A 19,848-nucleotide genomic window follows, 5' to 3' on the forward strand; every position below is an offset into this window, starting at 1 on the left:
AATGGGGATAGGTATGCGCATTCGCGCACTGGTTGCGGTCGTAGGATTGCTGCTTACGGCGGTAACTGTTGAGGCTCTGGCCGTCACGCAAGTCAAAAGTGTGCGACTGTGGCGAGCGCCGGATAACACACGACTGGTGTTCGACCTTTCGGGCCCTGTACAGCACAGTGTGTTTACTCTGACCGCCCCGGATCGCCTGGTCATCGACATCAATGGCGCGACCTTGGCCGCCCCGTTGACGGTGTCGACCTCCAATACCCCGATTACCAGCGTGCGTTCGGCTCAGCGTACGCCTACCGATCTGCGTGTGGTGGTCGACCTGAGCAAGTCGGTCACGCCCAAGAGCTTCACCCTGGCGCCCAACGCCCAGTACGGCAATCGTTTGGTGGTCGACCTTTACGACCAGGCTGCCGACGCCGTCGCACCACCGCCAACGCCTCCGGTTGCCACCACTCCGGCCGTTCCGGTGACGCCTGCGCAGCCGGCGATCAAGCTGACGCCGGTGCCCAATGGCAAGCGTGACATCGTCATCGCCATTGATGCCGGTCACGGCGGCGAAGACCCGGGTGCTTTGGGCTCCAAGGGTCAATATGAAAAAGACATCGTGTTGTCGATTGCCAAAGAGCTGCAGCGCCAGATCAACAGCGAGAAGGGTTTTCGCGCCGAACTGACGCGTACCGGCGACTACTTCATTCCGCTGCGCAAGCGTACCGAGATTGCCCGTAAGAAGGGGGCTGACCTGTTCATCTCGATCCACGCCGACGCCGCGCCGTCCAAGGCGGCCTTCGGTGCCTCGGTGTTTGCCCTGTCCGATCGTGGCGCCACCTCGGAAACCGCGCGCTGGCTGGCGGACAGTGAAAACCGTTCGGACCTGATCGGCGGTGCAGGAAACGTCAGCCTCGATGACAAGGACCGCATGCTCGCCGGGGTGCTGCTCGATCTGTCGATGACCGCGTCGCTCAGTTCAAGCCTGAACGTCGGGCAGAAGGTCCTGGGCAATATGGGGCGGGTCACGCCGCTGCACAAGCGCCGGGTCGAACAGGCGGGCTTCATGGTGCTCAAGTCACCAGACATCCCCTCGATCCTGGTGGAAACCGGCTTCATCTCCAACGCCAACGAGGCAGCCAAGCTGGCTACCGCGAGCCACCAGCAATCCCTGGCACGCTCGATTCATAGCGGCGTGCGCCAGTTCTTCCAGCAGAATCCGCCGCCAGGCACCTACATTGCCTTCCTTCGCGACAGCGGCAAGATTGCTCAGGGGCCGCGTGACCACAGCGTGCGCCCAGGCGAGACGCTGGCGATGATCGCGGTTCGTTATCAGGTCAGCGTGGCCAGCCTGCGCAGTGCCAACAACCTCAAGACTGATGAGCTGAAGGTCGGTCAGAGCCTGAATATTCCCACTACTGCCCTGGCGTCGCAGCCATGACCGGTAGCGCGCGGATCGAGCTGCTCAGCCCGCGGCTGGCGAACCAGATTGCCGCCGGTGAGGTGGTTGAGCGCCCGGCGTCGGTGATCAAGGAGTTGCTGGAGAACAGCCTGGACTCCGGTGCCCGGCGAATCGACGTGGAAATCGAGCAGGGTGGCGTCAAACTGTTGAGGGTGCGTGACGATGGCGGCGGTATCGCCGCCGATGACTTGCCCTTGGCCCTGGCCCGCCACGCCACCAGCAAGATTCGCGACCTGGAGGACTTGGAGCGGGTCATGAGCCTGGGTTTTCGTGGTGAAGCCCTGGCGTCGATCAGTTCGGTCGCGCGTCTGACCCTGACCTCGCGTACCCGCGACGCCGAGCAGGCCTGGCAAGTGGAAACCGAAGGCCGTGACATGGCCCCGCGGGTGCAGCCAGCGGCGCACCCGGTAGGCACCTCGGTGGAAGTACGGGACCTGTTCTTCAATACGCCAGCCCGGCGCAAGTTCCTCAAAACCGAGAAAACCGAGTTCGATCACCTGCAGGAAGTGATTCGGCGCCTGGCGCTGGCGCGTTTCGATGTAGGCTTTCACCTGCGTCACAACGGCAAGAGCATTCTCAGCCTGCACGAAGCCTTGGACGACACGGCGCGCGCCCGGCGTGTGGCGGCGATCTGTGGCCCAGGCTTCCTCGAACAGGCGTTGCCGATCGAAGTCGAACGCAACGGCTTGCACCTGTGGGGCTGGGTAGGGTTGCCGACCTTCTCGCGTAGCCAGGCCGATTTGCAGTATTTCTTCGTCAATGGCCGTGCGGTGCGTGACAAGCTGGTTGCCCACGCGGTGCGTCAGGCCTATCGCGATGTACTGTTCAATGGCCGGCACCCGACCTTCGTGCTGTTCTTCGAGGTCGACCCCACTGGCGTCGACGTCAACGTGCACCCGACCAAGCATGAAGTGCGCTTTCGCGATGGGCGCATGGTCCATGACTTTCTTTATGGCACCTTGCACCGGGCTCTGGCCGATGTGCGCCCGGAAGACCAATTGGCCGCGCCCGCTGCGACCAGCGAAATCATCCGTCCCAGCGGTATCCAGGCTGGCGAATTCGGTCCCCAGGGCGAAATGCGTCTGGCGGCAAATCTGCTTGAACAGCCTGTGGCCGAGCCGGGTGTGCGTGCCATGGCTGCTGGTAACGGTGACGGCGCTGCTGGCGCTTACCAGTATCAATACACTCCACGCCCAGCGCAGGCTGTACCAGCTGCCGAGGCGCAGGGTGTCTACCGTGAATTCTTTGCGCCGCTGAACGAGGCGGCGCCTGCCACGCTGCCCGACCGCCAAGGTGATATCCCACCGCTGGGCTATGCCCTGGCGCAGCTCAAAGGTATCTATATTCTTGCCGAGAATGCCGTGGGGCTGGTGCTGGTAGACATGCACGCGGCCCATGAGCGCATCATGTATGAGCGCCTCAAGGTGGCCATGGCCAGCGAAGGCCTTAGCGGTCAGCCACTGCTGGTACCCGAGTCCCTGGCCCTGAGCCAGCGCGAGGCCGATTGCGCAGAAGAGCATGCCGAATGGTTTCAGCGCCTGGGCTTCGAACTGCAGCGTCTGGGTCCGGAAAGCCTGGCGATCCGTCAGATTCCGGCACTGCTCAAGCAGGCCGAGGCCAATCGTCTGGTCCAGGATGTGCTGGCCGACTTGATGGAGTACGGCACCAGCGACCGTATTCAGGCGCACCTGAACGAACTGCTTGGCACCATGGCTTGCCACGGCGCCATTCGCGCCAACCGGCGCCTGGCCGTGGCAGAAATGAACGGCTTGCTGCGCGACATGGAAAACACCGAGCGCAGTGGTCAGTGCAACCATGGCCGACCGACCTGGACCCAACTGGGCCTGGACGATCTGGACAAACTGTTCCTGCGCGGTCGATAAAATGAGTGGCAAACCTCCCGCGATATTCCTGATGGGCCCGACCGCGGCGGGCAAGACCGATCTGGCCATCGAACTGACCAAGGTGCTGCCCTGCGAGCTGATCAGCGTCGATTCGGCGTTGGTCTATCGGGGCATGGATATCGGCACCGCCAAACCCTCGAAAGAAGTGCTGGCTGCCCATCCACACCGTCTGATCGATATCCTCGATCCAGCCCAAAGCTATTCGGCTGCCGATTTTCGTCGCGACGCGCTGGAGGCCATGGCCGATATCACCGCGCGCGGCAAGATTCCGCTGCTGGTTGGCGGCACCATGCTGTATTACAAGGCTTTACTCGAAGGTCTGGCGGATATGCCGGCCGCTGACCCGCGGGTGCGCGCCGAACTGGAAGAAGAGGCCGCACGCCTTGGATTGCTGGGTCTGCACCAGCAGTTGGCAGCGGTCGACCCGGAATCGGCGGCGAGGATTCATCCCAATGACCCCCAGCGCCTGATCCGCGCGCTCGAGGTTTATCGGGTCAGTGGCATGACGATGACAGCGCATCGTCAGCGTCAATCCGCGCAAAGTAGCGCCGCAGGCCCTTCGGCAGCGGGTCATTTGCCCTATACTGTCGCCAGCCTGGCCATTGCGCCTGCCGATCGTCACGTACTGCACGAGCGGATTGCGCTACGATTTGGGCAAATGCTGGAACAGGGCTTCGTTGACGAGGTCCGATTGCTGCGAGCCAGAAGTGACTTGCATGCGGGACTGCCGTCTATACGGGCGGTTGGTTATCGCCAGGTCTGGGATCATCTTGATGGCAAGTTAACATCAGTTGAGATGCAGGAGCGCGGCATTATTGCCACTCGCCAATTGGCGAAACGGCAATTCACCTGGTTGCGTAGTTGGGCTGACCTGCATTGGTTGGACAGCCTGGCTTGCGACAATCTGTCTCGCACCTTGAAATACCTGGGAACGGTCTCCATATTGGGCTGAGTCCTTGCAATTGCCGTCTATCCTTGGGGTGGGGTGGCTTGAGCCATCAGTTTTTCTTTGATTTTTTTACTATTGATCCTTACAGGAGTGCGGCATATGTCAAAAGGGCATTCGCTACAAGACCCTTACTTGAATACTTTGAGAAAAGAAAAAGTTGGGGTTTCGATCTATCTGGTTAACGGCATCAAGCTGCAAGGCACGATCGAATCCTTCGACCAGTTCGTGATCCTGCTGAAAAACACTGTCAGCCAGATGGTTTACAAACACGCAATCTCGACAGTTGTCCCTGTGCGTCCGATCCGTCTGCCAAGCGCAACCGAATCCGAGCAAGGCGACGCTGAGCCAGGTAACGCCTGATAGGAGTCTGCTTTGTTCTTTGAGCGCCACGGTGGTGGTGAACGGGCGGTCCTCGTTCACTTGGAAGGTCAGAACCCTGAGGCGCGCGAAGATCCGCAGGAGTTTCGGGAGCTGGCACTGTCGGCTGGGGCCGATATTGTCGCGTTCGCCAATGTGGCGCGACATCAGCCCACCGCCAAATACCTGATTGGCAGCGGCAAGGTCGAGGAGTTGCGCGACCTGGTCAACGCCGAACAGGTAGATTTGGTGATTTTCAATTACACCCTCACCCCCAGTCAGGAACGCAACCTCGAACGCGTCTTCGAGTGTCGCGTGCTTGACCGCACCGGTCTGATTCTCGATATCTTCGCCCAGCGGGCGCGTACCCATGAAGGCAAGCTGCAGGTCGAACTGGCCCAGCTTGAGTACATGAGCACGCGGCTGGTACGCGGCTGGACGCACCTTGAGCGCCAGAAAGGCGGTATCGGTCTGCGCGGTCCGGGTGAAACCCAGCTGGAAACCGACCGCCGCCTGTTGCGGGTGCGTCTGCGCCAGATCAAGGCGCGGCTGGAGAAGGTCCGCAGCCAGCGCGAACAGGCTCGCCGGGGGCGTAAGCGGGCAGATATCCCGTCAGTGTCCCTGGTTGGCTATACCAACGCCGGCAAATCGACCCTGTTCAATGCCCTGACCCAATCCGAGGTCTATGCGGCCGATCAGCTGTTTGCGACCCTCGACCCGACCCTGCGCCGGCTTGAGCTCGACGATGTCGGGCCGATCGTGCTGGCCGACACCGTGGGTTTCATTCGCCACCTGCCACACAAGCTGGTCGAAGCTTTTCGGGCTACGCTCGAAGAGTCGAGCAACTCTGATCTGCTGCTGCATGTGATCGACGCGCATGAGCCTGATCGCATGGAACAGATCGAGCAGGTCATGGCGGTACTGGGGGAGATTGGTGCAGAAGGCTTGCCGATCCTCGAGGTCTATAACAAACTCGACCTGCTTGAGGGTGTCGAGCCGCAGATTCAGCGCGATGCCGACGGCAAACCGCAGCGGGTCTGGGTCTCGGCGCGTGATGGGCGTGGCCTGGAGCTGGTGGGGCAGGCAATCGCCGAGTTGCTGGGGGATGACCTGTTTATCGGAACCTTGCGTCTTGAACAGCGTTTTGCGCGATTGCGCGCGCAGTTCTTTGCATTGGGCGCAGTGCAGGGCGAAGAGCACGACGATGAAGGCAGCAGTCTTTTGGCCGTGCGGGTGTCTCGGGTCGAGTTTAATCGCCTGGTCAGTCGCGAAGGTTTGAAGCCGGCGGAATTCATCGAGCAACACACTTTGCAATAAAAGCCTGGCGACGCGGTCGGGCAGCCGTGACAGGCATTCTGTAGCATTGGACGGCGCGCCGTGGGTGCGTCTTTGCTTTATCAGATGGAGAGCGCTATGGCTTGGAATGAGCCGGGTGGCAACTCGAATAATCAGGATCCTTGGGGTGGGCGCCGTGGTGGCGACAAGAAAGGACCGCCGGATCTCGACGAGGCCTTCCGCAAGCTGCAGGACAGCCTGAACGGCATGTTCGGCAGTGGCAAGAAACGCGGTGGTGACGGTGGCATCGGCAAGGGCGGTGGCTTCGGCCTGCTCGGCGTTGGCCTGGCCGTGCTGGCAGCTATCTGGCTGTACAGCGCCGTGTATGTGGTCGACGAACAGGAGCAGGCGGTAGTGCTGCGCTTCGGCAAATACTACGAAACCGTAGGGCCGGGCCTGAACATCTACTTCCCGCCGATCGATCGCAAGTACATGGAAAACGTCACGCGCGAGCGTGCCTATACCAAGCAGGGGCAGATGCTCACCGAAGACGAGAACATCGTCGAAGTGCCGCTGACCGTGCAGTACAAGATCACCAACCTGCAGGATTTCGTGCTGAACGTCGATCAGCCTGAAGTCAGCCTGCAGCACGCGACCGACAGCGCCCTGCGCCATGTGGTGGGCTCCACCGCCATGGACAAGGTGCTGACTGAAGGTCGTGAACAGATGGCCGTGGAAATCAAGGAGCGCCTGCAGCGTTTCCTCGATACCTACCGTACCGGCATCACCGTTACCCAGGTCAACGTACAGAGCGCGGCAGCCCCGCGTGAAGTGCAGGAAGCCTTCGACGACGTGATCCGTGCCCGTGAAGACGAGCAGCGGGCCCGCAACCAGGCCGAGTCCTACGCCAATGGCGTGGTGCCAGAAGCCCGTGGTCAGGCCCAGCGCATCATCGAGGACGCCAACGGTTACCGCGACGAAGTCGTCTCGCGTGCCAAGGGTGAGGCTGATCGCTTCACCAAGCTGGTCGCCGAGTACCGCAAGGCGCCGGAAGTTACCCGTCAGCGCCTGTACCTGGACACCATGCAGGAAGTCTACAGCAACACCAGCAAGGTCCTGGTTTCCGGCAAGGATGGCCAGAACAACCTGCTGTACCTGCCGCTGGACAAGATGGTTGAAGGCAGCCGTGCCAGCAGTGTTCCCGCCAGCGTCCCGGCTTCGGCCAACGACGCGGCCAATCGCGCGGCGGCGGAGCTGCAACAGCAGCAAACACAGTTGCGTTCTAGGGAGAGCCGCTGATGAGCAATAAATCGCTGATCGCCCTGATCGTTGGCGTGGTGCTGGCGATCGTGGCCTGGAACAGCTTCTACATCGTGGCCCAGACCGAACGTGCGGTACTGCTGCAATTTGGTCGTGTGGTTCAGGCCGATGTCCAGCCTGGCCTGCATGTGAAGGTTCCTTACGTCAACCAGGTGCGCAAGTTCGACGCTCGCCTGATGACGCTGGACGCCCCGACCCAGCGCTTCCTGACCCTGGAAAAGAAAGCGGTGATGGTCGATGCCTATGCCAAATGGCGGGTCAAGGATGCCGAGCGTTTCTACACGGCAACCTCGGGCCTCAAGCAGATTGCCGACGAGCGTCTGTCGCGCCGTCTGGAAAGCGGCCTGCGTGACCAGTTCGGTAAGCGCACCCTGCACGATGTGGTCTCCGGTGAGCGTGACGCGCTGATGGCTGACATCACTGCTTCGCTGAACCGCATGGCCAGCAAGGAGCTGGGTATCGAAGTGGTCGACGTTCGCGTCAAGACCATCGACCTGCCCAAGGAAGTAAACCGCAGCGTGTTCGAGCGTATGAGCACCGAGCGTGAGCGTGAAGCCCGCGAGCACCGCGCCAAGGGTAACGAGTTGGCCGAAGGTATTCGTGCCGACGCCGACCGTCAGCGCCGGGTCCTGCTGGCTGAAGCTTACCGGGAATCGGAAGAGACCCGCGGTGATGGTGATGCCCAGGCGGCGGCGATCTACGCCAAGGCCTATGGTCAGGACCAGGACTTCTACGCTTTCTACCGTAGTCTCAAGGCTTACCGCGAGAGCTTTGCCAACAAGAGCGACGTACTGGTGCTCGATCCGAGCAGCGAGTTCTTCCGCTTCATGGACAAGACCAAGCCGTAAGGTTGCACCCCGCCGGGCGGCTAAAACGCTTGGCGGGGTGATCCTGCGAGAAAACGGGTGTATGATGCGGCAGCCGGGAAATTCCCGGCTTTTTTGCGTCTGCAAGATCGAACGGCTGCAAGCCGTCTGCGGTCTACAGCGCAGCCCAAGGTATTTGAGGGTATCGGCACGGCGGTAGCGCTGGAATCAGTGCTGCGCGTCATTGTTTGGCGATACCTGCTTCACTCAAGGCTAGCCCGCGGGCGGGCCGCCCGGACCAAAGGGGAAATGGCGTAATGGCAACGGTAGACCGCTGGCTGCTGCCAGATGGCATCGAAGAAGTACTGCCACCTGAGGCGGCGCGTATCGAGATCGCGCGTCGTCAGGTGTTGGATCTGTTCCAGAGCTGGGGTTACGAGTTTGTCGTGACCCCGCATATCGAGTACCTGGAATCGCTGCTCACCGGTGCCGGCCAGGACCTGGATCTGCGGACTTTCAAGGTCATCGATCCGCAGTCGGGTCGGCAGATGGGCTTTCGTGCCGACATTACCCCGCAGGTTGCGCGTATCGATGCGCACACCCTGCGTCGGGAAGGGCCGAGCCGCCTGTGCTATGCCGGTAGCGTGCTGCATGCCTTGCCGCGGGCGCTGTCGAGTTCGCGCAGCCCGATCCAGCTCGGTGCCGAGCTGTACGGCGACGCCAGCCCGGTCAGCGACGTTGAAGTGATCAGTCTGATGCTGGCCATGCTGCAATTGGCCGACGTGCCGGATGTGCACATGGACCTCGGTCATGTCGGTATCTATCGCGGCCTGGCCCGTGCGGCCGGCTTGTCCGGTGCGGTCGAGCAACAGCTATTCGATGCCCTGCAGCGCAAGGCCATCGACGAAGTGATCGAACTGACCGCCAATCTGCCTGCGGACCTCGCCGGCATGCTGCGTTCGCTCACCGAGCTGTGCGGTGGTCGTGAAGTGCTGGCCGAGGCGCGTGTGCGTCTGGGGCGCGCGCCGGCAGCGGTGCTGGCCGCCCTGGATGATCTGCTGGCCATCGCCGAGCGCCTGGCTGCTCGTTATCCCGAGCTGCCACTGTATTTTGACCTGGGCGAATTGCGTGGCTACCACTACCACACTGGCGTGGTGTTTGCTGCCTTCGTCCCGGGTGTTGGTCAGTCGATCGCCCAGGGCGGTCGTTACGACGATATCGGAGCGGATTTTGGCCGGGCACGCCCGGCCACGGGTTTCTCCACGGATTTGAAGACCCTGGTCACACTGGGGCGGGCCGAGGTTGTGTTGCCGTCTGGCGGGGTCTGGATGCCCGACAGCAGCGATGCAGCACTCTGGCAGTTGGTCTGCCAATTGCGCAGTGAAGGTCAGCGGGTGGTTCAGGCATTGCCTGGGCAGCCATTGACTGCCGCCGTCGAGGCGGATTGCGATCGGCAATTGATTCAGCAAAACGGGCTTTGGCAGGTACTGCCGCTGGCCATTTGAGATTCCCCGCCGGTACGAGCCGGCGCCAAGTTTGCGCGAATGAGGACAAGTGTTATGGGTAAGAATGTCGTAGTCCTGGGCACCCAGTGGGGTGATGAGGGCAAAGGCAAGATCGTTGATCTGCTGACCGAACATGCTGCCGCCGTAGTGCGCTACCAAGGTGGCCACAACGCAGGTCACACCCTGGTGATCGACGGTGAGAAGACCGTGCTGCACCTGATCCCGTCTGGCGTGCTGCGCGAAGGCGTGCAATGCCTGATCGGCAACGGCGTGGTGGTTGCACCGGACGCCCTGCTGCGTGAGATCAACAAGCTGGAAGAGAAGGGTGTGCCGGTGCGCGAGCGCCTGCGTATCAGCCCGTCCTGCCCGCTGATCCTGTCCTACCACGTGGCCCTGGACCAGGCCCGTGAAAAAGCCCGTGGCGAGCAGAAGATCGGCACCACCGGTCGTGGTATCGGCCCAGCCTACGAAGACAAGGTTGCCCGTCGCGGCCTGCGCATCGGTGACCTGTTCCACCGCGAGCGTTTCGCTGTCAAGCTCGGCGAGTTGCTGGACTACCACAACTTCGTGCTGGTCAATTACTACAAAGAGCCGGCCATCGACTTCCAGAAGACCTTGGACGAGTGCATGGAGTACGCCGAGCTGCTCAAGCCGATGATGCTCGACGTCACCGCTGAACTGCACAACCTGCGTCGCGCCGGCAAAGACATCATGTTCGAAGGTGCCCAGGGTTCGCTGCTGGACATCGACCACGGTACCTACCCGTTCGTCACCAGCTCCAACACCACCGCTGGTGGCATCGCTACCGGTTCGGGCGTTGGCCCTATGTACCTGGACTACATCCTGGGTATCACCAAGGCTTACACCACCCGCGTTGGTTCGGGCCCGTTCCCGACCGAACTGTTCGATGACGTCGGTGCCTTCCTGGCCAAGCGCGGCCACGAGTTCGGTGCTACCACCGGTCGTGCCCGCCGTTGCGGCTGGTTCGATGCCGTGATCCTGCGTCGCGCCATCGACGTCAATAGCATCTCGGGCCTGTGCCTGACCAAGCTGGACGTGCTCGACGGCCTGGAAACCATCCGTATCTGCGTTGGCTACAAGAACGAGAACGGTGCTGTTATCGACGCGCCTACCGACGCCGACAGCTACATCGGCCTGGAGCCGGTGTACGAAGAAATGCCGGGCTGGAACGAGTCGACCCTGGGCGCCAAAACCCTGGAAGCGCTGCCGGCTAACGCCCGTGCTTACATCAAGCGTGTGGAAGAGCTGGTCGGTGCGCCGATCGACATCATCTCCACTGGCCCGGACCGCAACGAGACTATCGTCCTGCGTCACCCGTTCGCCTGATCCGCGATTGATGTAAAAGCAAAGGCCCCTTTTTAGGGGCCTTTGTCGTTTCTGTCTGCTGTTCGGCACAACCTTTGCTGTAAGAATCGCTTCGGGGTTGCCATCACTTTAATGGCCCCAGTAGTAGAGGGTTCTTACGTGTCTGCCGTTCTCTCACTGTTACGAAGCCGCCTGTTGCGGCCTGTCTTTGTTGCCCTTGGTATCGCTCTTCTGGTGCAAGTGCTGGTCGCGGTCGCGCTGACCCGGAGCACGGTCACCACGCTTGAGGCTGATCTGGGCAAACAATTGGGTGCCGACAGCCAGAAGTTGTCTGCTGAACTCGAACAGGCGGGGCAGGAAGTCAGCGCCGGGCTCGACAGCCTTTCTGCGAGCACCCGCCAGCGTCTGACTGCCGGTCTCTCGAGTCGCCTGCAAGGCGAGCAGGCCCAGTTGCGGGCGACCTTGGAGAAGAACCTCAAGGACTCGGCCAATGACATGGCTGAACTGCTGGCCTCGGTCGCCCCGAGGGCCATGTGGGACAACGATGTGCCAACCTTGTCCGAGTTCTCCCGCCGCGCCCAGCGCAATCCCAACGTGCTGTTCGTGGTTTACGACGATGCTCAAGGCCAGCACCTGACCCGTTACCTGAACCGCCAGAACCCGATCAATCAGGCTTTGCTGGAAAAGGGGCAGGGAGAGCGGGCGCTGGACAAGGTTCTGGATGCCGCGCGTAACGATCCGTCGGTATATTTCGTCGAGGCTTCGATCAACCCCAATGGCGTGGAGATCGGCAAAGTGCTGATGGGCGTTTCCACGGCGGCAGTGGATGCTGAGCTGGTTGCCCTCGACAAGCGTTTCTCGGCGCTGATCGCCAGCGGTGATCAGTTGGTTGGAGAAAGCCTGGTGGGTGCGGCAGCCGACAGCAGCAAGGCCTTGCGCGCGCGCCTGGAGGCCGCCCAGGCCAGTGCCGCCGACATGCAAGCCAATACCTCGCAGAGCGTCCAGGAAGCGGCGGCAACTCTGCGTTGGAATATCGGCGTGGGCTTGGCTCTGGTCGGTCTTGGTGTCCTTCTGGTGGTGGCCGTGGTGCTGGGGCGACGGGTGGTCAACAAGCTGCGTCTGTTGATTGCTGCGCTCAATGACCTGGCCGCGGGTGAGGGTGACCTGACCAAGCGCGTAACCATCGACAGTCGAGACGAGATCGGCGACATGGCGGCGGCCGTGAACCAGTTTGTCGACAAGCTGCAGCCGATTGTACGCGAGGCCGGCGAAGTGGCTCAGCGCACCGGCGTCGAGATTGGCACCATGGCCCAGCGCAATGCCGGTGCTGATGCCGCTGCCGCACTGCAGCGTGATGAAGTGGCGGCCAGCCTGCGTGACCTGTCGAGCATGGCTGATGAAGCCCAGGCTGAGAGCCAGGCCATGCAGTCGGCCTTGCAGCAGGTGGTGGATATTCGCCAGGCTACCGACGACAACAGCCGTACTTCAACCCAGCTAGCCAAGCTGATCGAGGACCTGGCGGGGCAGGTCGAGACCGGCTCGAAGGTCATCGAACGCCTGGCCCAGCAGAGCGAGCAGATCGAAGTAGTGCTGACGGTGATTCACGGTATCGCCGAGCAGACCAACCTGCTGGCGCTCAATGCCGCGATCGAAGCAGCGCGGGCTGGAGAAACCGGGCGCGGCTTTGCGGTGGTCGCGGATGAAGTGCGGGCCTTGGCAAGCAAAACCCAGAGTTCAACCGGCGACATCCAGGCGCATATCGGCGCTCTACAGCAAGGGGCGAAAGAGGCAGTCGCGGCGATCAGTCAGGCGGGGCGGCAGGCCAGCGAAGGTTTGCTGGTGCTGCGTGACAATGCGCGCTTGCAGCAGTCGGTGCAGGCCTCGGTTGAGCAAGTGCATGCTGCTATTGGCCTGGCCACCCGCGCGGCTGAGCAACAGGCTCAAGGAGCTCAGGCAGTGCGCGGGCGGGTGCAGACCATTCATGCCCAGGCCGAGCGGGCAGCCGAGGTGGTCATGCAGACCACCGCCAGCAGCAAGGTGCTTGATGACCTGGCCGCGCAGCTCAAGGCCAGCCTGGGGCAGTTCCGGGCCTGATTCAGGCGCGATTCAGATACATCCGCGTAGTCAGCAGGTACACCGGCAAGCCAGACACCAGAATCAACAGTGCCGCATAAGGCGCCGCCGCCGCGAACTCGACGTTGGCGGTGTGCGCCCAGACTTCAGTGGCCAGGGTGGTCATGCCGGTCGGGCTGAGCAGCAGGGTTGCGGTGAGCTCCTTCATGGCATCAAGAAACACCAGGGCGAACGCTGCGGCCAGGGCCGGGAAGATGATCGGCAGGGTCACCCGGCAGAATGCACTGAACTGGGTCGCGCCCAGGGTCCGAGCGGCTTCTTCAAGTTGCGGTGCCGCCTTGTTCAGGGCGGTACGTACCGGTGCCTGGGCCAGCGGCAAAAACAACAGGGCATAGGCCAGCAGCAACAGCCCGGTGGTCTGGTACAGCGCTGGCACGTAGTGCAGGGCGAAATACACCAGGGTCAGGGCGATCACCAGGCCAGGCAAGGCGTGCAGCAAGTAAGGCAGGCGCTCGGCCCAGATCGCCAGGCGGCCTTTGTAGCGCACCACCAGGAAGCTGACCGGCAGCGCCAGCAGCAGGCTCAGGCCGGCGCCACCCAGTGACAGAGACAGCGACGAGAGCAGCGCACGGCTGATCTCGGCAACCGGGAAGGCCGCAGACGAGCCGACGCTCAACCAGTAGCCGAGCATGCCCAGCGGAATGCCGCTGCCCAGCAGTGCCAGGATCAGGCAGTACAGTTGCCCCGCGGGCATCCAGGTGTGCAGGCGGATCGGCGCGCCGCGTCGCGCCACACCTTGGCCGATGCGCACATGCCGAGCCTTGCCGCGTATGCGCAGTTCAAACCAGAGCATCAGCAGGCACATGAACAGCAATACTGCTGAGAGCATTGCCGCGTTGGCGTTGCTGAATTCCAGTTCGAACTGCTGATAGATCGCCGTAGTAAAGGTCTGCAGGCCGAGGATTGACAGGGCGCCAAATTCCACCAGCATGTGCAGGGCGATCAGCAGGCTGCCGCCGAGAATCGATGGCCAGAGCAGTGGCAGGGTGATTTTGAAGAATACCCCCCAGCGATTTTGCCCCAAGGTGCGCGCCGACTCTTCTAGGGAGGTGTCGAGGTTGCGCAGGGTCGCCGCTACCGGCAGGAATACCAGTGGGTACTTGGACAGGCTCATTACCAGAATCGCCCCGCCCAGGCCTTCGAAGCGCGGGCTCAGGGATACCCAGGTAAAACCACTGACGAAGGCCGGAACGGCGAAGGGCAGGCACAGGATCACGCCCCATAGACGCCGCCCTGGAAGGTCGCTGCGCTCCAGCAACCAGGCCAGTGACACGCCAAGGGTCATGCAGGCCAGGGTGACGCCAGCCATCAGCATCAGCGTATTGCGCATCAGACCCCAGACAAAGGGGCGCCAGAGCAGGTGCAAGGCTTCCTGCCAGCCGGCTTCCCAGGCTTTCAGGGCGACATAGAGCAGGGGCAGCAGGCTCAGGCCGACCAGCAGCAGGACCGGAAACACGACCCAGATCGAAGGTCGCTTGCGCCGGGGTATATAGCGGCTGGTCAGTGCTGCCGCGGGCACAGCTGCACTCATCAGAGCAGGCCAACTTCGCGTTCGAGTTCCAGGGCTTCTTCCGCGTTACCCAGGTCGGCCGGGGTTATTGTCGGTGGACGCAGGTCTTCGAACGGCTTCAAGCCCTGGTCCGAAACCATGCCTTTGTGCAGCGGGTATTCGGCGGTGGTCTGGGTGATCACGCGCTGGCCTTCTTCGCTGGCCATCCAGGCCAGCAGCGCCTGGGCTTCCTTGGGGTGTTTGCTGGCCTTCACGGCAGCGGCACCGGAAATGGTCATCAAACCACCGACATCGCCATCGGCCAGGTAATAGAGTTTCGAATCCAGTTGGCCACGTTCTTTTTTCAGGGCGTACCAGTAGTAGTTGTTTACCAGCACCGCCGCTACTTCACCGTTTTCCACGGCCTTGAGGGCAACCATGTTGTTGGTATAGGTCTTGCCGAAGGCTTTGAGGCCGGTCAGCCATTCTTCGGCGGCGTCGCGCCCGTGCAGCTTGAGGATGGCCACGGCCTGTTCCTGGAAGGCGCCGCTGGTGGGTACGAAGCCGACCTTGCCTTCCCATTCGGGATTGGCGAAATCCATGACCGAAGGTGGCAGGTCTTTCTCCTCGATCACTTTGGGGTTGAATGCCACCACCCGGGTGCGTGCGGTCACGCCCATCCAGGTGCCGTTGGCAGCGACGAATTCCTTGGGCAACACCTCCAGGGTCGAGTCGTCGATCTTGGCCAGCAGGCCCAGCTCGCCCAGATTGTTCAGGGGTGGTGACTCTTCGGTATAGATGACATCGGCTGGCGAGCGATCGCCTTCTTCGATGATCTGGCTGGCCAGCTGGTTGCTGCTGCCTTTGCGGATATTGATGTGAATACCGGTCTTGGCCTCATAGGCCTTGGCAATGGCGTCACCGATTTCCTTGTGCTGGCCGTTGTACAGGGTCAGCGATACAGGATCGGCGGCCATCGCCGCGGGTGTACCGAGCGCCATGGCAAAAAGACAAACGGCCAGGCCGCGCAATAGGGGGGCATTGCGGAACGTCATGCGGGTACTTCCTCGCTTGCGGCTACATATCTGGAAACAATGATAAGCGATATCGTTTCTCAAGTGCCCTTGTGAAAGGAAATTCATGAGCAGGCTATCGGTTGTTTCCAGTGTCAGGCGAGAAAAGCGCAGGGGCAGAAACGAAAAAACCCGCTTTCGCGGGTTTGATCTGAATTGGTGCCCAGAAGAAGACTCGAACTTCCACGACCGTAAGGTCACCAGCACCTGAAGCTGGCGTGTCTACCAATTTCACCATCTGGGCAAAATGAAGCGGTGTAGCTTGTAACGAAAACAGTGTAGCGTGTTGCAGTAAACCTCAGAAGCGTTAAGCAATTCTAAGATTTGAAATTGGTGCCCAGAAGAAGACTCGAACTTCCACGACCGTAAGGTCACCAGCACCTGAAGCTGGCGTGTCTACCAATTTCACCATCTGGGCATTTCGCTGAGGTCACATGATGCTTCACATGAGGTTGCATCTCAACTATAACGACGGCGTCCGTCGTTGTGGTGCGCACTATACGGATGCCTCTGAGGGCTGTAAAGCCCCGTTCAGAAAAAATCTTAAAAATTTCAAGTCGTTGTTCCTTATGATGGTTTTGGCAGTATCCAAGGGGCTCTGAGAGGGCTGTCCAAGCCTGAAATTTCCGGTTTCAATACGCCTATGCCAAACTAACCCTTATATAGACAAGGTGAACCCCTCCTAATGGCCGATTGGCAGACCCTCGATCCCGAGGCCGCTCGTGAAGCGGAAAAATACGAAAACCCTATTCCTAGCCGTGAGCTGATCCTGCAGCGCTTGGACGAGCGCGGCTCGCCGGCTGCCCGTGAGCAGTTGGTCGAAGAGTTCGGCCTGACCACCGAAGACCAGATCGAAGCCCTGCGCCGCCGCCTGCGGGCGATGGAGCGTGACGGTCAGCTGATCTATACCCGGCGTGGCACTTATGCCCCGGTAGACAAGCTGGATCTGATCCTTGGGCGCATTACCGGCCACCGCGATGGCTTCGGCTTCCTGATCCCGGATGACGGCAGCGACGACCTGTTTTTGAGCCCGGCACAGATGCGCCTGGTGTTCGATGGCGACCGTGCCCTGGCCCGGGTCTCCGGCCTTGACCGCCGAGGCCGCCGCGAAGGCGTGGTGGTCGAAGTGATCTCCCGTGCCCACGAAAGCATCGTAGGCCGCTATTTCGAAGAAGGCGGTATCGGCTTCGTCACCCCGGACAACCCCAAGGTTCAGCAGGAAGTGCTGATCACTCCGGGTCGTAACGGCGGCGCGAAGGTTGGTCAGTTCGTCGAAGTGAAGATCACCCACTGGCCGACGCCGCGCTTCCAGCCCCAGGGCGATATCACCGAAGTGATCGGCAACTACATGGCGCCGGGCATGGAAATCGACGTTGCCTTGCGCAGCTACGACATTCCCCACGTCTGGCCAGAAGCCGTGATCAAGGAAGCGCGCAAGCTCAAGCCGGAAGTCGAAGAGAAGGACAAAGAGCATCGCGTCGACCTGCGCCATCTGCCGTTCGTCACCATCGACGGCGAAGACGCCCGCGACTTCGACGATGCAGTCTACTGCGAGAGCCTGGGCAAACTGCGGCTGTTCTCCGGTGGCTGGCGCCTGTACGTGGCGATCGCCGACGTTTCCAGCTACGTGCGTCTGGGCTCTGCCCTGGATGCCGAAGCCCAGGTGCGCGGCAACTCGGTGTACTTCCCCGAGCGCGTCGTGCCGATGCTGCCTGAAGAACTCTCCAACGGCCTGTGTTCGCTGAACCCGCACGTCGACCGGCTGGCGATGGTCTGTGAAATGACCATCAACAAGTCCGGGCAGATGGTCGATTACCAGTTCTACGAAGCAGTGATCCACTCCCACGCGCGCCTGACCTACAACAAGGTCAGCAGCATGCTCGAGCACGCACGTACCCGTGAAGGCAAAGCTTTGCGGGAGCAGTACAGCGAAGTGGTGCCGGACCTCAAGCAGCTCTATGCGCTGTACAAGGTGCTGTTGGCGGCCCGTCAAACCCGTGGCGCGATCGACTTCGAAACCCAGGAAACCCGGATCATCTTCGGCTCCGAGCGCAAGATTGCCGAAATTCGGCCGACCGTGCGCAACGACGCCCACAAGCTGATCGAGGAGTGCATGCTGGCGGCCAACGTGGCCACCGCCGAATTCCTCAAGAAGCACGAGATTCCTGCCTTGTACCGTGTTCACGACGGTCCGCCACCGGAGCGCCTGGAAAAACTGCGCGCGTTCCTGGGTGAACTGGGTCTGTCGCTGCACAAGGGCAAGGATGGTCCGTCGCCGAAGGATTATCAGGCGCTGCTGGCGGGCATCGCTGGTCGTCCGGACTTCCATCTGATTCAGACCGTGATGCTGCGCTCTCTGAGCCAGGCGGTGTACAGCGCCGACAATAACGGCCACTTTGGCTTGAATTACGAGGCCTACACGCACTTCACTTCGCCGATCCGGCGCTATCCGGACCTGTTGACCCACCGGGCTATCCGCAGCGTGATCCGTTCGCGTCAGGAAACCCCGCACGTCAAGCGCGCCGGTGCGATGAGCATTCCGAAAGCGCGAATCTATCCGTACGACGAGCCGACCCTGGAGCAGCTCGGCGAGCAATGCTCGATGAGCGAGCGGCGTGCCGACGAGGCTACTCGCGATGTGGTCAACTGGCTCAAGTGCGAGTACATGAAAGATCGCGTCGGCGAAAGCTTCCCGGGTGTCATCACCGCGGTGACCGGCTTTGGCCTGTTCGTCGAACTGACCGATATCTACGTCGAAGGTATGGTGCATGTCAGCGCCTTGCCGGGCGATTACTACCACTTCGATCCTGTGCACCACCGCCTGGCCGGTGAGCGCACCGGTCGCAGCTTCCGCCTGGGTGACACGATCGAAGTGCGGGTCATGCGCGTCGATCTGGAGCAGCGCAAGATCGACTTCGAGATGGCTGAGAGCACCCTGAAGGCGCCGATTGGCCGCAAGCAGCGTTCCGAAGGCGTGCGTCCACAAGATGGCAAGCCGGTTCCGGTCCTCGACAAGGCCGAGGCGCCCAAGGCCGAGCCTGCACGCCGGAGCAAGAAAAGCGAAACCGCCGAAGCTTATTTCCCTTCGCACGCAGCGGCGAAGAACGCCGAAGTGCGCAAAAGCCGGGAAATGAAGAAGGCGCTGATGTCCGATGCCAAGCACTCCAGCGGCAAGTCGACCGCCAAGGCCGGCAAATCGTCGGAGAAACCGAGCAAGCATCGCAAGGGGCCGCCAAAAGCTGGCTCTGGATCACGTAAACCCAAGGTCAAGTCATGAGTCAGTTGGAAAAAATCTACGGTGTCCACGCCGTAGAAGCCCTGTTGCGTCACCACCCCAAGCGGGTCAAGCAGGTCTGGTTGTCCGAAGGGCGCAGTGAGCCACGGCTCCAGCCGCTGCTGGATCTGGCCGCGCAAAACCGTGTGGCGGTTGGCCAGGCCGAGCGTCGCGAGATGGACGCTTGGGTTGAAGGCGTGCACCAGGGAGTTGTGGCGGAGGTCAGTCCGAGCCAGGTGTGGGGCGAGGCGATGCTCGAAGAGCTGCTCGATCGCAGCGAAGGCGCGCCGCTGATCCTGGTGCTCGACGGTGTCACCGACCCGCACAACCTCGGCGCCTGCCTGCGCACCGCCGATGCCGCCGGTGCCCTGGCGGTGATCGTGCCCAAGGACAAGTCGGCAACCCTGACCCCAGCGGTGCGCAAGGTTGCCTGCGGCGCTGCCGAAGTGATCCCGTTGGTGGCGGTGACCAACCTGGCACGCACCCTGGAGAAGCTGCAGCAGCGTGGCCTGTGGATTGTCGGTACCGCGGGTGAGGCCGAGCAGGAGCTGTATCAGCAGGACCTGACCGGGCCGACCATCCTGATCATGGGAGCCGAAGGCAAGGGCATGCGTCGCCTGACCCGTGAACACTGTGATTTCCTGGTCAAGCTGCCGATGGCCGGTAGCGTCAGCAGCCTGAACGTGTCGGTGGCGACCGGCGTTTGTCTGTTCGAGGCCGTTCGTCAGCGTAATACCCAAAAGCAGTAATTAGCTTGAAGCTTCAAGCTGCAAGAAGTGGCGTTCTTTCAAGGCGCGTACGGCTCTTGCCGCTTGAGGCTTGCAGCTGTTCAATTCTTCACCAATTACCTTGCTTGTGCATCGGCGCTTCTCTACAATTGCGCCCCTTGCCATGTTGGCGGGCGTTCACGCGCCTTCACCCAAGGCAAGACATACAGTGTCATTCACTCCTTGTCTGACCACTCTGGTGGCAGACTACAACCCGTAAGGA

14 protein-coding genes and 2 tRNA genes are annotated in these 19,848 nt (G+C 61.4%); 12 read left to right on the forward strand and 4 right to left on the reverse strand.

The genetic code is table 11. The features are described 5' to 3' along the window. Position 1 precedes the first annotated feature (1 nt). The 10 genes from ACRESH_RS01980 to ACRESH_RS02025 all read left to right on the forward strand — a co-directional run bounded on the left by ACRESH_RS01980 (position 2) and on the right by ACRESH_RS02025 (position 12,983). Positions 2-1,426 (forward strand): N-acetylmuramoyl-L-alanine amidase, encoded by a 1,425-nt coding sequence (locus ACRESH_RS01980; RefSeq protein WP_431740357.1) that lies wholly within the window; start codon positions 2-4, stop codon positions 1,424-1,426. After that, complete coding sequence (gene mutL / locus ACRESH_RS01985; protein WP_431740358.1) at positions 1,423-3,330, forward strand: DNA mismatch repair endonuclease MutL; 1,908 nt, start codon at positions 1,423-1,425, stop codon at positions 3,328-3,330. The genes ACRESH_RS01980 and mutL overlap by 4 nt, the downstream gene beginning before the upstream one ends. A gap of 1 nt (position 3,331) precedes the next feature. Then, on the forward strand, positions 3,332-4,303 hold the full coding sequence (miaA, locus tag ACRESH_RS01990) for a tRNA (adenosine(37)-N6)-dimethylallyltransferase MiaA (RefSeq protein WP_431740480.1): 972 nt from the start codon (positions 3,332-3,334) through the stop codon (positions 4,301-4,303). Positions 4,304-4,399: 96 nt separating this feature from the next. Next, complete coding sequence (gene hfq, locus ACRESH_RS01995) at positions 4,400-4,660, forward strand: RNA chaperone Hfq (RefSeq protein ID WP_010221594.1); 261 nt, start codon at positions 4,400-4,402, stop codon at positions 4,658-4,660. A 12-nt stretch (positions 4,661-4,672) separates the two neighbouring features. Continuing rightward, positions 4,673-5,974, forward strand: coding sequence for a ribosome rescue GTPase HflX (hflX, locus tag ACRESH_RS02000; protein WP_431740359.1), 1,302 nt, complete (start codon positions 4,673-4,675; stop codon positions 5,972-5,974). 96 nt (positions 5,975-6,070) lie between these two features. Then, positions 6,071-7,231: an FtsH protease activity modulator HflK gene (hflK, locus tag ACRESH_RS02005; RefSeq protein ID WP_431740360.1), complete on the forward strand. Its 1,161-nt coding sequence runs from the start codon at positions 6,071-6,073 to the stop codon at positions 7,229-7,231. Then, complete coding sequence (hflC, locus tag ACRESH_RS02010) at positions 7,231-8,100, forward strand: protease modulator HflC (protein WP_431740361.1); 870 nt, start codon at positions 7,231-7,233, stop codon at positions 8,098-8,100. Before hflK ends, hflC begins: the two co-directional genes overlap by 1 nt. Positions 8,101-8,375: 275 nt before the next feature. Next, a complete protein-coding gene (locus ACRESH_RS02015; protein ID WP_431740362.1) occupies positions 8,376-9,563 on the forward strand; it encodes an ATP phosphoribosyltransferase regulatory subunit in 1,188 nt (395 codons plus the stop codon). Between the two features lie 54 nt (positions 9,564-9,617). After that, the gene (locus tag ACRESH_RS02020) at positions 9,618-10,910 is read left to right on the forward strand and encodes an adenylosuccinate synthase (protein ID WP_431740363.1); all 1,293 of its coding nucleotides are present in this window, start codon (positions 9,618-9,620) and stop codon (positions 10,908-10,910) included. Between the two features lie 138 nt (positions 10,911-11,048). After that, positions 11,049-12,983, forward strand: a complete 1,935-nt coding sequence (locus ACRESH_RS02025) for a methyl-accepting chemotaxis protein (protein WP_431740364.1) — start codon at positions 11,049-11,051, stop codon at positions 12,981-12,983. 1 nt (position 12,984) lies between these two features. Here the strand turns inward: ACRESH_RS02025 and ACRESH_RS02030 are convergent, their stop codons facing one another. From ACRESH_RS02030 to ACRESH_RS02045, 4 genes are all read right to left on the reverse strand, one after another. Then, positions 12,985-14,553, reverse strand: a complete 1,569-nt coding sequence (locus ACRESH_RS02030; protein WP_431740365.1) for an ABC transporter permease — start codon at positions 14,551-14,553, stop codon at positions 12,985-12,987. Continuing rightward, the gene (locus tag ACRESH_RS02035) at positions 14,553-15,566 is read right to left on the reverse strand and encodes an extracellular solute-binding protein (RefSeq protein WP_431740366.1); all 1,014 of its coding nucleotides are present in this window, start codon (positions 15,564-15,566) and stop codon (positions 14,553-14,555) included. Before ACRESH_RS02035 ends, ACRESH_RS02030 begins: the two co-directional genes overlap by 1 nt. 175 nt (positions 15,567-15,741) lie before the next feature. Next, positions 15,742-15,828, reverse strand: a tRNA-Leu gene (locus ACRESH_RS02040). An 87-nt stretch (positions 15,829-15,915) separates the two neighbouring features. Then, positions 15,916-16,002: transfer RNA gene (locus tag ACRESH_RS02045), tRNA-Leu, on the reverse strand. A gap of 267 nt (positions 16,003-16,269) precedes the next feature. Between ACRESH_RS02045 and rnr the strand changes: the two genes are divergently transcribed. Together rnr and rlmB are read left to right on the forward strand one after the other, a co-directional pair. Next, positions 16,270-18,861, forward strand: coding sequence for a ribonuclease R (gene rnr / locus ACRESH_RS02050; RefSeq protein ID WP_431740367.1), 2,592 nt, complete (start codon positions 16,270-16,272; stop codon positions 18,859-18,861). Continuing rightward, positions 18,858-19,607, forward strand: coding sequence for a 23S rRNA (guanosine(2251)-2'-O)-methyltransferase RlmB (gene rlmB / locus ACRESH_RS02055; protein WP_431740368.1), 750 nt, complete (start codon positions 18,858-18,860; stop codon positions 19,605-19,607). The genes rnr and rlmB overlap by 4 nt, the downstream gene beginning before the upstream one ends. Positions 19,608-19,848: the final 241 nt, after the last annotated feature.

This window comes from Pseudomonas sp. (assembly GCF_050739775.1).
Classification (GTDB): domain Bacteria; phylum Pseudomonadota; class Gammaproteobacteria; order Pseudomonadales; family Pseudomonadaceae; genus Aquipseudomonas.

Coding starts and splice junctions, on each gene's coding strand:
- hfq (WP_010221594.1), top strand. CDS start 4,400: ATGTCAAAAGGGCATTCGCTACAAGACCCTTACTTGAATACTTTGAGA.
- ACRESH_RS02015 (WP_431740362.1), top strand. CDS start 8,376: ATGGCAACGGTAGACCGCTGGCTGCTGCCAGATGGCATCGAAGAAGTA.
- ACRESH_RS01980 (WP_431740357.1), top strand. CDS start 2: ATGGGGATAGGTATGCGCATTCGCGCACTGGTTGCGGTCGTAGGATTG.
- ACRESH_RS02030 (WP_431740365.1), bottom strand. CDS start 14,553: ATGAGTGCAGCTGTGCCCGCGGCAGCACTGACCAGCCGCTATATACCC.
- miaA (WP_431740480.1), top strand. CDS start 3,332: ATGAGTGGCAAACCTCCCGCGATATTCCTGATGGGCCCGACCGCGGCG.
- hflK (WP_431740360.1), top strand. CDS start 6,071: ATGGCTTGGAATGAGCCGGGTGGCAACTCGAATAATCAGGATCCTTGG.
- mutL (WP_431740358.1), top strand. CDS start 1,423: ATGACCGGTAGCGCGCGGATCGAGCTGCTCAGCCCGCGGCTGGCGAAC.
- ACRESH_RS02035 (WP_431740366.1), bottom strand. CDS start 15,566: ATGACGTTCCGCAATGCCCCCCTATTGCGCGGCCTGGCCGTTTGTCTT.
- hflC (WP_431740361.1), top strand. CDS start 7,231: ATGAGCAATAAATCGCTGATCGCCCTGATCGTTGGCGTGGTGCTGGCG.
- rlmB (WP_431740368.1), top strand. CDS start 18,858: ATGAGTCAGTTGGAAAAAATCTACGGTGTCCACGCCGTAGAAGCCCTG.
- rnr (WP_431740367.1), top strand. CDS start 16,270: ATGGCCGATTGGCAGACCCTCGATCCCGAGGCCGCTCGTGAAGCGGAA.
- ACRESH_RS02020 (WP_431740363.1), top strand. CDS start 9,618: ATGGGTAAGAATGTCGTAGTCCTGGGCACCCAGTGGGGTGATGAGGGC.